Source organism: Bradyrhizobium guangxiense, from assembly GCF_004114915.1.
In the GTDB taxonomy this organism is placed as follows: Bacteria; Pseudomonadota; Alphaproteobacteria; order Rhizobiales; family Xanthobacteraceae; genus Bradyrhizobium; species Bradyrhizobium guangxiense.
The window spans coordinates 5,285,356-5,297,689 of sequence record NZ_CP022219.1 but is presented as its reverse complement, the minus strand read 5'-3'; the positions used below and the strand labels follow the sequence as shown (position 1 = coordinate 5,297,689).

The following is a 12,334-nucleotide window of genomic DNA, read 5'->3' as shown; positions in this document are numbered from 1 at the left end:
CTTGTCGGGAACCTACGCTTGGTACCATTATAGAAAGCCGCTTGTGTGTCATTGGTTCCCTGGGGAACGGCAAGCGCAGTTTGCGAGTTACCCCTGACTAACCTCTTCCGCGACCTCGTTAAAATCGATGCCACCGGCCAAACAATGGCCTGCAAGCTGCGTGCCGAATGGATCTTTTAGCTCAAGCCCAGATCAAGGGCGTTCAATCCGAATTCGTTGACGCCCTCGGCAAGCTGCGGGTCACCGCGCCCGAGGCGCTCAAATCCATCCTCGATGCCCTGCCGGAGAAGCGGGTCTACCGCTTCGTCAGCGGGCCGGTCGTAGTCCGTGCCCTGGGACATCCGCGCACCGAACTGGCGGCAACCGGGACGCCGCCGCTCAAATGGAATTTGACCGCAAGCGGCAAATCGATTGCCCAAGGCGAGACGCGCGAGCCCGTGATCGCCTGGCCCGCCGGCCTACCGCTCGGTTATCACCGGTTGACACTGACCGATGCCGAAGGTGTGACGGAAGACGTGCCGATGATCGTGGCGCCCGAGCGGGCCTTCGGCGGCGATTTCGACCGCGGCTGGCTGCTCGCCGTGCAGCTCTACAGCGTCCGTTCGGAGCGCAATTGGGGCATCGGCGATTTCACTGATCTCGCAGACCTGGTCCGGCTCGCCAAGCAGCTCGGAGCCGACGGCGTCGGGCTCAATCCGCTGCACGTCCTGTTTGACGATCACCCGGCCGATTGCAGCCCGTATTCGCCGAACAGCCGGCTGTTCCTCAATCCGCTCTATATCGACGTCGAGGCCATTCCCGAATTCTCGGCGGACCTCGTGCCCGATGCGGCCGCGACCGCCGTCCGTCTGCGCCAAGGCGATCGCGTGCCCTACGCTGACATGGCGGCGTTGAAATGGCTGGGCCTGCGTGCCGCCTATAACAGCTTCGTGACGAGCGCGAGCGCCTCGCGCCGCAAGGCATTCGATGCCTTCCGCGCCGCCCGCGCGCCTCTGTTGTCCCGCTTTGCCTGCTTCGAGGTGCTGCGCCATCGCTTCAACCGGCCGTGGTGGGAATGGCCGTCCGAATGGCAACAGCCGGACGAAGCCAAATGCGCCGAGTTGCACAAGGGTCCTGACAGGCGCGAGGTCGAGTTCGTCGAGTTCGTGCAATGGACCGCGGACAGCCAGCTGCACGCCGCCAAGGAGCTTGCCAGCCAGCTCGGCATGCGGGTCGGGCTCTATCTCGACGTCGCCGTCGGCGTGCAGTCGAACGGCTTCGATGCCTGGAACGAGCAGACGGCGATCTCCCGCCATCTCGCCGTCGGCGCGCCGCCCGACGTGCTCAACACCATCGGCCAGGACTGGGGCCTTGCCGGCTTCAACGCCGGTGGGCTCGAGGCGCAATCCTTCGTGCCGTTTGCCGACATGCTGGCCGCGTCGATGCGCCATGCCGGCGCCATCCGGCTCGATCACGTGCTCGGCCTGAAGCGGCTCTATCTCGTGCCGCGCGGCTTCAAGCCGGATAACGGCGCCTATGTGCAGATGCCGTTCGAGGCGCTGCTTGCAGCCGTGGTGCGCGAGAGCGCAGCCCACAAATGCATCGTGATCGGCGAGGACCTCGGCACCGTGCCGGAAGGCTTTCGCGAGACCATGCAGGATTTCGGCATCTGGTCCTATCTCGTCATGATGTTCGAGCGCGACGATGCCGGCCATTTCCGTAATGTCGACCACTACCGGCCCAACGCGCTGGTGACGCTGAACACGCATGACCTGTGCACCTATGCCGGCTGGCGCTCCTTCAGCGATCTCAAGATGAAGCGCTCGCTCGGGCTCGATCCCGGCGAGAACGACCAGGCGCGCTGGGATGCGCTCGGCAGGCTCGACGAGATCCTGCGCCAGAACGGCATCGGCAACAACGATCTCTATTCGGTGCTCGCCTTCCTGTCGCGCACGCCCTCGCGCTTGCTCGCGGTGTCGATGGAGGATTTGCTCGGCGTGATCGACCAGCCCAACATTCCCGGCACGATCGACGAACATCCGAACTGGCGCCAGCGCCTTCCGGTCACGCTCGACAAGATCGCCGCCAAGCTCGACCTCACGGCCTTGCGAGCGGCGACACGGGAACGGTCGTTGACCGGCGGGAGTTGAAACGCCGGGGGCCTTCCCAGGCTTGCACGACATTGTCCCAGAGGATCGAAGACTATGCGCTGATCGGTGATTGCGAGACCGCAGCGCTGGTCGGGCGGAGCGGTTCGATCGACTGGCTGTGCTGGCCGGCCTTCGATTCCGACGCCTGCTTTGCTGCCATCCTCGGTACCCGCAAGAACGGCCGCTGGCTGATCGCGCCCAGCGAGGACGTCACGAAGACATCGCGGCGTTATCTCGGCGATACCCTCATCCTCGAAACGCGCTTCGAGACGCAGACCGGTACCGTTGCGCTGATCGACTTCATGCCGCCGCGCGGCAAGGCGTCCGACATCGTGCGGCTGGTGCGTGGCCTCAAGGGCACGGTGAAGATGCAAATGGAGCTCGTGATCCGCTTCGGCTTCGGCACCGACATCCCCTGGGTGCGGCGGATCGACCATTCCCTGATGGCAATCGCCGGCCAGGACATGACGGTGCTGCGCACGCCGGTGGAGACCCGCGGCGAGGATCTGACCACGGTTGCCGACTTCGAAGTGAGCGCAGGCGAGACCGTGCCGTTCGTTCTGACCTACGGCCCCTCGCATCTCGAGCCGCCCAAGCCGATCGACCCGGAAGTTGCGCTCGAGGAGACCGAGACGTTCTGGCGGGATTGGTGCGGTCATTGCACCCGCGACGGGGATTATCGCGATCTTGTCATGCGCTCACTGATCACGCTGAAGGCGCTGACTTTTGGCCCGACCGGCGGCATCGTCGCGGCGCCGACCACTTCCTTGCCGGAAAAGCTCGGCGGCACCAGGAACTGGGATTACCGCTTCTGCTGGCTGCGCGATGCCACCTTCACGCTGCTGGCGCTGATGAACTCGGGCTACACCGAGGAGGCATCGGCCTGGCACAATTGGCTGCTGCGCGCCGCCGCCGGCTCGCCCGCGAACATGCAGATCATGTACGGCATCTGGGGCCAGCGGCGGCTCCTGGAATGGGAGGCGGGCTGGCTCGACGGCTATGAGGGCGCGCGGCCGGTGCGCGTCGGCAATGCCGCCCATGCGCAGCTCCAGCTCGACGTCTACGGCGAGTTGATCGACGCGTTCCACCAATCGCGCATGGCCAAGCTGAAGCTCGACGAGGAAAGCTGGGCCCTCGAATGCGCCGTGCTCAATCATCTGGCCGAAGTCTGGGACCGGCCTGATCACGGCGTCTGGGAGCGGCGCGGAGAGCCGAAGCACTACGTGTTCTCGAAGGTCATGACCTGGGTCGCTTTCGACCGCGGCATCAAGAGCGCCGAGATATTTGGCTTCAAGGCGCCGCTGCTGCACTGGCGCACCTTGCGCGAGGCCATTCATCGCGACGTCTGCAACAAAGGTTTCGATGCGGAGGAGAACGCCTTCGTGGAGTCTTACGGCTTGAAGCTGCTCGATGCCAGCGTGCTGCTGCTGCCGGCGGTCGGCTTCCTGCCGGCGTCGGACCCGCGCATTTGCGGCACCATCGCCGCCGTCGAGAGATGCCTGATGCGCGACGGCTTCGTGCTGCGCCATGATCCGCGCGAGCTGCCCGCGGGGCAGCCGCCGCTGGAAGGCGCGTTCCTTGCCTGCACATTGTGGCTGGCTGATGCCCATGTGCTGTCGGGCGATCTCGACAAGGCGCAAACCTTGCTCGATCGTGTGGCCGGGATCGCCAACGACGTCGGTCTGTTGGCCGAGGAATATGATTCAGTCGCCCGGCGCCAGACCGGCAATTTTCCACAGGCGCTGACCCACATCGCGCTGATCAACACCGCGCACAATCTGTCTGCGGCGCGGCAGGAGAGCGAGAAGCCGGCGCAGCAGCGGTCGAAGTAGCTCGTAGGTTCGATTGTTTCCGCGAGAACGCCATATTAGACCCGTCATCCTGAGGCGCGAGCCGTGCGACGCGAAGCGGAGCTTGGCGAGCCTCGAAGGATGAGCGGACGGGATGCAGCCGGCCCGTCGCCCTTCGAGGCTCGTCCTGCGTTGCAGGACGAGCACCTCAGGATGACGGTGAGAGATTTGAGCAGGCCGCTTCAACCCGACCTTGCGGATGCTCAACCCAACCCATTCCGCTTCAAGATCATCTCCATCGCTTCGGCAAAGCCGTCCTGCTCGTTGCTCGCGGTGACGTGGGTGGCCTGGTCCTTGACGTTGTCGGCGGCATTGCCCATGGCGATCGAGATGCCGCTGACGGCGAACATCGCGAGGTCGTTCTGCATGTCGCCGATGGTGGCGACGGCCCCGGTCGCAATGCCCAAGTGCCTGGCCATCGCCTCGACGAACGTGCCCTTGTTGAAGCCGGGCGGCGTGATGTCGAGATAATAGGTCTGCGAGCGGACGGCGGTGGCTTCACGGCCGAGCGCCTCCTGCATCGCCTTCTCGCAGGCCGCGAGCCGCGCGGCATCGGCGCTGGCACCGACGATCTTGCAGGCGCTCGAAAGGTACGGCGCGAAATCGGGCGCGATGGTGGGGTCGGCGCGGATCGTGTGCTGCTCGTGGCCGACGTAGCTGCCGCTGGGATTGTCGATCAGCCATTTGTCGGCGGTGAAGAGCCAGACGTCGGCGCCGTACTCGCGGAGAATCTGCAAGGACCGCTCGGCCGCGCCGGCAGGGATCAGGTGCTGCTCGACCGGCCGCATCTCGGGATCGACGATCGAGGAGCCGTTGAACGGGCCGACCGGTAGCCACAGCGCCAGCGGCTCGATCAGGAAACGCATGCCGATGGCCGGACGGCTGGACGTGATGGTGAAGCCGATGCCGGCCTTGTGCAGCCGCTGTACCGCATGTCTCGCGCGGTCGGTCAGGGTCTTGTCCTTGGTCAGCAGCGTGCCGTCGACGTCGGACACCACGAGTGAGATTTGCGTCATGACAGGACCTTAGGTTCGGTTCTCAGCGTTTCGCCCCGCCCAGCTTCAATTGCCGCACGATGCCGTCCACGATCGCTTCGACCGTCTCGTCGATCGAGACGGTGATGACCAGCTCGCCCGCTTCCGGTGGCTCCAGCGTGTCGAACTGGCTGGTCAGCAGCCCGGGCGGCATGAAATGGCCCTTACGCTGCGGGAGCCGCTCGGCGATCAGTTCCTTGGTGCCCTTCAGGAAGACGAAACGGACATCGTCGCGCCCGCGCAGCAGCACGTCGCGATAGCTGTGCTTGAGCGCCGAGCAGGCGATGATGATTTGCTCGCCGCGTCCGCAGACTCGCGCCATCTCGTCGGCAATGGCGTTGAGCCAGGGCCAGCGATCCTCGTCGGTGAGCGGGTGGCCGGTTCGCATTTTCTCGACATTGCTGGCGGGATGAAAGCTGTCGCCGTCCTCGAAGCGCCAGCGGAGCCGCTGGCCCAGCGCCGCCGCGATCGTGCTCTTGCCCGAACCCGACACGCCCATCACGATCAATGCACAAGGTACTTCAACGCGGCCCACGAATGCCCTCCGGAAGCGCGGCCCTGTCGACCAGCCAGACGGTTTCCCCGTTCGAGCGCGCGCGTAACGCCGGCAGAGTCTCGCCATTGAGGAGGCGCGTCAAGATCGCCTGCTTGTCGTGCCCGGCAATCTCGAACAGCATTTGATGGCACGACGCGAGGACAGGCAGGGTGAGCGAGACCCGCGGCACGAACGGCGCGACATTGGCCTTGGGCACGCCAGCGACCCAGCGCTCGGTCTCCTCGATTTCGGGAAAGCCGGGAAACAACGAGGCGGTGTGGCCGTCCGGTCCAACGCCCATCAGGACCAGGTCGAACAGCGGGCGCGACGGATCGAGCTGGTCTGCGCCGTAGAAAGCCTGCAGCTCGCGCGCATAGGCTTCGGCACCGGCATCGGGATTTCCAGTCGTGGTCGGGATCGGATGGATGTGGCCGGCAGGCGCATTGCCATCGAGAAACGTCGCGCGCGCGACCGCCATGTTGTTGAGAGGATCGCTCTCGGGGACGAAGCGCTCGTCACCGATGAACCAGTGCACCCGCTCCCATGGGATCTTGCCGCGCCAGGCATCGCTGCCGAGCAATTGATAGAGCTTCTTCGGGCTGGAGCCGCCGGTCAGGCAGATGGCGATGCGGCCGGGATTGGCTGCAATCCGTGCCATCACCCGTTCGGCCGCGGCGTGGGCGAGAGCCTCCGCGTCGGCCGCGACGATCAGCTTCGGCTGGCCCGCCGGAGCCATCACGAAAACTTCCGCCAGCTTCGCCCGTCGCGCCGCAGCAGCTCGTCGGCGCAGGCCGGACCGTCGCTGCCGGCTTCGTAGGTCTCAATGCCGTTGGTGCCCGCGCTCTTCCAGGCATCCAGGAACGGCTGCACCGCCTGCCATCCGGCCTCGATGCCGTCGGCGCGCTGGAACAGGATGTTGTCGCCGATCATGCAGTCGTAGATCAACGTCTCGTAGCCGGTCGAAGGATCGGCGCGGAAATAGTCGCCGTAGCGGAACTTCATCTCGACGCCGTCGATGGTGACGCTCGGCCCGGGAATCTTGGCGTTGAACTGCAGCTCGATGGTCTCGGTCGGCGCGATGCCGATGGTGAGGAAGTTCTGCGACAGGCGGTCGACTGTCGTGCCCGAGAACATCGACAGCGGCGCCTGCTTGAACTTGATCGCGACTTCGGTGCGCTTGTGGCCGAGCGCCTTGCCGGTGCGCAAATAGAACGGCACGCCGGCCCAGCGCCAATTGTCGATCATCAGTTTCAGCGCGACATAGGTCTCGGTGGTGCTGTCGGGCTTGACGTCCTCGGTCTTGCGATAATCCGGGATCTCGTCGTCGCCGATCCGCCCCGCCAGATATTGCGCGCGGACCGAGCTCTTCAGCGCCTCCTCCAGGCTTGGCCGCTGGACCGAGGTGAGCACTTCGGCCTTCTCCGAGCGTACGGAATGGGCATCGAAACGCGCCGGCGGCTCCATCGCGACCAGCGACATCAGCTGGAACAGATGGTTCGGCACCATGTCGCGCAGCGCGCCGGTGGCATCGTAGAAGCCGCCGCGATGACCGACTCCGAGCTTCTCCTCCACCGTGATCTGGATGTGGTCGATGTGGTTGCGATTCCAGATCGGCTCGAACATGCCGTTGGCGAAGCGCAGCACCAGGATGTTCTGCACCGTCTCCTTGCCGAGATAATGATCGATCCGGTAGATCTGGTGCTCCTCCATGATCTTCAAGAGCTCGGCGTTGAGCGCGCGCGCCGAGGCGAGGTCGGTGCCGAACGGCTTTTCGATCACCAGCCGCCGCCAGGCGCCGTTCTCCTTCATCATTCCAGTGCGGCCGAGCTCGCGCGCGGTCGGCGCGAACGCCGTGGGCGGGGTCGCGAGGTAGAACAGGCGGTTGCCGCCGGTGCCTTGCGAGCACTCCAGTGAGTCCAGATGCGCGCGCAAGCGGTCGAACGACGGCGGGTCCTTCGGATCGGCCTCGACGAAGGTGACGCATTCCAGCAGCTGCTTGGCGACGACATCGTCCACGGGCCGGGTTGCGAACTCGCGCAGGCCCTTCATCAGGCTGTCGCGCAGCTGCTCATCCGTCTGGCTCTTGCGGGCGACGCCGACAACGCAGAACTTTTCCGGCAGCAGGTTCTCGGCCGCCAGATTGTAGAGCGACGGGATCACCAGGCGATGGGTGAGGTCGCCGGTGACGCCAAAGATGACGAAGGCGCAATTTTCCGGCTTGCGCTTGGCTTGCGGGGCTTTTGTCACGAACGATTGGCCTTCGCTTTGTTACGTCTTATTTCGGCTTCGAAGCACCCGGCCGCTTCGGCTCCTTGTGCCCACCGAACCCCGCACGCATCGCGGAGAGAATTTTCTCGGCGAAGGTGTGTTCCTTGCGGGAACGGAAACGTGTGTAGAGCGCTGCAGTCAGCACTTCGGCCGGCACGGCCTCGTCGATCGCGGCATTGACTGTCCAGCGGCCTTCGCCGGAATCCTCGACGAAACCGGAATATTCCGAGAGCTGCGGGCTGTCGGCGAGCGCGGTCGAGGTGAGGTCGAGCAGCCAGGACGGGATCACGCTGCCGCGCCGCCACACTTCGGCGATGTCTGCAAGATCGAAATCATAACGATGATCTGCCGGCAATGCGTCGATGTTGGCGTTCTTGAGAATGTCGAAACCCTCGGCATAGGCCTGCATCAGGCCGTATTCGATGCCGTTGTGAATCATCTTGACGAAGTGGCCGGCGCCGACGGGGCCGGCATGGATGTAGCCCTGCTCGATGCGGGGATCGCGGCCGTCGCGTCCCTCCGTGCGCGGAATGTCGCCGGCGCCGGGCGCGAGCGCGGCGAAGATCGGATCGAGCCGGTCGACCACCTGCTTCTCGCCGCCGATCATCATGCAATAGCCGCGATCGAGCCCCCAGACGCCGCCCGAGGTGCCGACGTCGACATAGTGAATGCCGCGCGCTTTCAACGCCTTGCCGCGGCGGACGTCGTCCTGCCAGAAGGTGTTGCCACCGTCGATGATGACGTCACCTTCCTGCATCACGCCCGCGATGGTGTCGATGGTCGTCTCAGTGATGTGGCCGGCCGGCAGCATCACCCAGGCCGTGCGCGGCCGTTCGAGCTTCGCGATGAATTCTTCGAGCGTTGCCGAGCCGGTTGCGCCGTCGGCGGCAAGGCCGGCGACGGCCTTGGCGTCCTTGTCGTACACCACGGTCGAATGTCCCTGGCGCATCAGGCGGCGAACGATGTTGCCGCCCATCCGGCCGAGGCCGATCATGCCGAGTTGCATGTGAGAGATTCCCTTAATTCAGCGCGTCGTTGAGTGCCGCGTTGAGGGCCGCGAGGCCCTTCTTGAGCCCGCCCTTCAGGTGGACCCGCAGCGCGCGCCGGCCGCGTTCGGTGAGCACGTCGAAATCGCCGCGGGCCTGCGCCGCCTTGATCACGCCGAAGCTGGCCTTCTGGCCGGGCACCGCGAGGTCCTTGGCATCGTCGGCGGTGATCTGGAGGAACACGCCGCTGTCGGGGCCGCCCTTGTAGGCCTGACCGGTCGAGTGCAGGAAGCGCGGGCCGAACTCGGCGCAGGTCGCGACATGCCGCTTCTCGCGCACCTCCAGCCGCATGGCCTGGAGCGCATCGATCGTGGCCTTGTCGCGCGCGATATAGCCGAGCAGGGCGACATAGTCGCCGTCGCCCGAGCGCGACAGATGCGCCTTCAGCCAGGAGGTGAGATCGCCATTGGCGCCGGCGGCGCGCAGCGCCGTGGCGTTGGCTTCGTCGGTGTAGAGATCGGCCTCATCGGTGCTGACCACCGGCTCTTCTTGTGGCAGGGCACCGGTCTTCTCGAATGCGGCGGTGAGCTCGCGGGTCTTGATCTTGGCCGCTTCCACGTCCGGCTGGTCGAACGGGTTGATGCCGAGGATGCTGCCTGCCACCGCCGTTGCCATCTCGAAGCGGAAGAACTCCTGGCCGAGATGGTCGATCGACTTCATGGCGATGCGCACCACGGGATGGCCGGCCGCCTCGATCGCGGCAAGCTTGGAATCATGGGCGGCATCCGCTTCGCCTTCGACGCGGATGTCGATGAAGAAACGGTCGTTACCGTAGACGGAGGGATCGCCCAGCGGCTCGCCCTCGATCGGGATCAGGCCCTTGCCCTCCTTGCCGGTCGATTCCGCGATGAGCTGCTCGGCCCAGGCGCCGAAATCGGCGATCTTCTTAGATGCCAGGATCGTCACCTTGTCGCGGCCTTCGAGGCCCGCGAGGCCGATGGCGAGGCCGAGCTGCACACCCGGATTCTCGCTCGGCGGCACGTCCGGTCCGCAGGAGCGGGGCATCGCCAGCGCATGCTTGACGATGGTCTTGACGTCGATGCCCGCGGTTGCCGCCGGCACCAGGCCGAACGGCGAGAGCACCGAATAGCGGCCGCCGATCGAGGGCTCGCCACGGAAGATGCGGGCATAGTTCAGCTTCTTGGCCGCCTTCTCCAGCGACGAGCCGGGATCGGTCACCGCGATGAAGCGATGGCCGGTCTTCACCTTCGCACCCACCGCCTTGGCAACCTGATCATGGAAATAGTCCTTCATCGCGTTCGGCTCGGTGGTGCCGCCGGACTTGCTCGACACGATGAACACGGTGTTGGCGATGTCGATCTTCGATTCCATCGCGCGGACCTGCGCCGGATCCGTGGAGTCCAGCACATGGAGCTTCGGGAAACCGGGCTTCTTGCCAAAGGTCTCGGCCAGAACCTCGGGGCCGAGGCTCGATCCGCCCATGCCGAGCACGACGGCGTCGGAGAACTTCTGGCCCTTCACGCGGCCAGCATAATCCTCGTAATCGGCGACGTCGGCCTTGGCCGCGCTGTCGAGCCAGCCGAGCCATTTGTCCTCGTCCGCGCCGGTCCAGACCGACTTGTCGCGCTGCCACAGCCTGCGGATCTTTGCGGCCGCGCGCCATTCCTCGGTGCTTTTGGCCACGGCCTTGCCGAGCCCGTCACCGAGCGAGAGGTCCTGCCGGTCGAGCGCTGGCCCCAGCACGGTGGCGCGCTTGTGGGCGACCGCGCCGTAGAGCTTGTCGGCGGCATCCGCGAACAGCTTGACGCCGTCCTTGACCAGCTCCTCGGTGATGACATCGAGCGAGATACCGGAGCGCTCCAGCTCCTCGAGAACGCGGTTCGCGTCGTCGACGTTCTCTTCCAGGCTGTCGCGCAGCTTGCCGTGGTCGCGGAACGCGTCCAGCGTCGCCGGCGGCACCGTGTTGATGGTGTCGGGGCCGATCAGCTCCTCGACATAGAGCACGTCGCTGTAGTCCTTGTTCTTGGTGCCGGTCGAGGCCCACAGCATGCGCTGCGGCTTGGCGCCCTTGGCCGCGAGCTTGTCCCAGCGGCTGCCTGAGAACAGGCGCTTGTAGTCCTGATAGGCAACCTTGGCGTTGGCGATCGCGCCCTTGCCCTTGAGCGCGGGGAGCCGCTCCTTCTCGGAAGGGTCGTTGGCGCGGGCGATCTTCTCGTCGAGCTGCTTGTCGACCACGCTGTCGATGCGGCTGACGAAGAAGCTCGCCACGCTCGCGACATGGGAGGGGTCGCCGCCGCCGGCGACGTATTTTTCGAGGCCGGCGATGTAGGCTTCGGCCACCTGGAGATAGACCGCCCTGGCGAACAGCAGCGTGATGTTGATGCTGATGCCCTCGCCGATCAGCTGTTCGATCGCCGGCAGGCCCTCGGGCGTCGCCGGCACCTTCACCATCAGGTTCTTGCGAGCGACATCCTTCCACAGCCGCCGTGCTTCCGCCACTGTGCCTGATGTGTCCATGGCGAGATAGGGCGAGACCTCAAGGCTGACATAGCCGTCGCGCCCTTTGAGGCGGTCATAGACCGGGCGGAGCACGTCGGCGGCGTTCTGGATGTCCTCGACCGCGACGGCCTCGAACAAATCGGCCACGGGCCGGTCGCCGCGCTTCAGCGCCTTGCCGATCGGGGCATCGTATTCGTCCGAGCTGCCGATCGCCTTCTCGAAGATCGAGGGATTGGAGGTGACGCCCTTGACGCCGTCGGTGTCGATCAGCCGCTTCAGGTCGCCCTTGGCGATGAAGCCACGGGCCAGGAAGTCCAGCCAGACGGCTTGTCCGTGCTTTTCCAGTTCTTTGACGGGATTCATGATGCTTATTTATCTCCAAGCCTGCGGGCGAGGGGTTTCCGCCCCGGTCCTGACGCGCTATCCTCTAGCCTACATGCTCCCGTGAGGGAACCAATCAAGAGTGTGGGCGTCATACCCTCCAGTGTAACTCCGTCGCGATCATGGCGATCCGGGCGGCAGTAGCCGTTGCTGCGTAAAAAGTCGTTGGCCGAACGTTCGGCCGGGCTTGGTTATGCAACGTCGGCGGCTTTGCTCTCGATGCTTCCCACCCGGCGGCGGAGTGGTGGTCGTCGGCAACGCCTGCGCATCCGCGATCTCCACATCACCACATCGGCAATGAATTTCTGCCGTCGGATTCGATTGCGGAGATTTCGGTCGAACCGCGCCGCGGCCGCAACATGATTTTCCCGACGTCGCCCCTGCAGCGGCAGGTCCGCACCATCCGCGACTTCTTGGCCGTCACGCGCAGAGCGACCGGAGGGCCTGGCGGCCGATTTTGAGACAGTGCTGCGAGCACGCCTCGCGCCGCATTGCAGCAGGAAGATGAACGCGGCACTCAAGGCTTCGCCGTACAAGCGTCATAAGATCGCCGCTCCCGGTTCGCTATGCTGCAGCGCCGGATGGGCGCATCCCCGGGAAGGCCCGGATGTTGCGACCAAGTGACATTTTC

At 65.2% G+C, this 12,334-nt stretch carries 8 protein-coding genes; 2 read left to right on the top strand and 6 right to left on the bottom strand.

Annotated elements, in window-relative coordinates; genetic code table 11:
* Nucleotides 1–167: 167 nt before the first annotated feature.
* The gene (gene malQ, locus X268_RS25325) at nt 168–2,129 is read left to right on the top strand and encodes a 4-alpha-glucanotransferase (RefSeq protein ID WP_128927450.1); all 1,962 of its coding nucleotides are present in this window, start codon (nt 168–170) and stop codon (nt 2,127–2,129) included.
* Nucleotides 2,130–2,161: 32 nt separating this feature from the next.
* Nucleotides 2,162–3,961 (top strand): glycoside hydrolase family 15 protein, encoded by a 1,800-nt coding sequence (locus X268_RS25320; RefSeq protein ID WP_128927449.1) that lies wholly within the window; start codon nt 2,162–2,164, stop codon nt 3,959–3,961.
* Between the two features lie 221 nt (nt 3,962–4,182).
* Here X268_RS25320 and X268_RS25315 read toward each other — a convergent pair whose 3' ends face one another.
* Genes X268_RS25315 through X268_RS25290 form a run of 6 tightly spaced genes read right to left on the bottom strand, consistent with a single transcriptional unit; the run spans nt 4,183 to nt 11,685 of the window.
* Nucleotides 4,183–4,995, bottom strand: coding sequence for an HAD family hydrolase (locus X268_RS25315; protein ID WP_128927448.1), 813 nt, complete (start codon nt 4,993–4,995; stop codon nt 4,183–4,185).
* A 22-nt stretch (nt 4,996–5,017) separates the two neighbouring features.
* Entirely contained in the window at nt 5,018–5,548 is a 531-nt protein-coding gene (locus tag X268_RS25310; RefSeq protein WP_128927447.1) for a gluconokinase, read from the bottom strand.
* On the bottom strand, nt 5,535–6,284 hold the full coding sequence (pgl, locus tag X268_RS25305; protein WP_164938186.1) for a 6-phosphogluconolactonase: 750 nt from the start codon (nt 6,282–6,284) through the stop codon (nt 5,535–5,537). The genes X268_RS25310 and pgl overlap by 14 nt, the downstream gene beginning before the upstream one ends.
* Nucleotides 6,284–7,795 carry a glucose-6-phosphate dehydrogenase gene (gene zwf, locus X268_RS25300; protein ID WP_128927445.1) on the bottom strand — a complete coding sequence of 504 codons (1,512 nt, stop codon included), beginning with the start codon at nt 7,793–7,795 and terminating at the stop codon, nt 6,284–6,286. Before zwf ends, pgl begins: the two co-directional genes overlap by 1 nt.
* A gap of 28 nt (nt 7,796–7,823) precedes the next feature.
* Nucleotides 7,824–8,822, bottom strand: coding sequence for a phosphogluconate dehydrogenase (NAD(+)-dependent, decarboxylating) (gene gnd, locus X268_RS25295; protein WP_128927444.1), 999 nt, complete (start codon nt 8,820–8,822; stop codon nt 7,824–7,826).
* Between the two features lie 13 nt (nt 8,823–8,835).
* A complete protein-coding gene (locus X268_RS25290; protein ID WP_128927443.1) occupies nt 8,836–11,685 on the bottom strand; it encodes a bifunctional transaldolase/phosoglucose isomerase in 2,850 nt (949 codons plus the stop codon).
* Between the last annotated feature and the right edge of the window lie 649 nt (nt 11,686–12,334).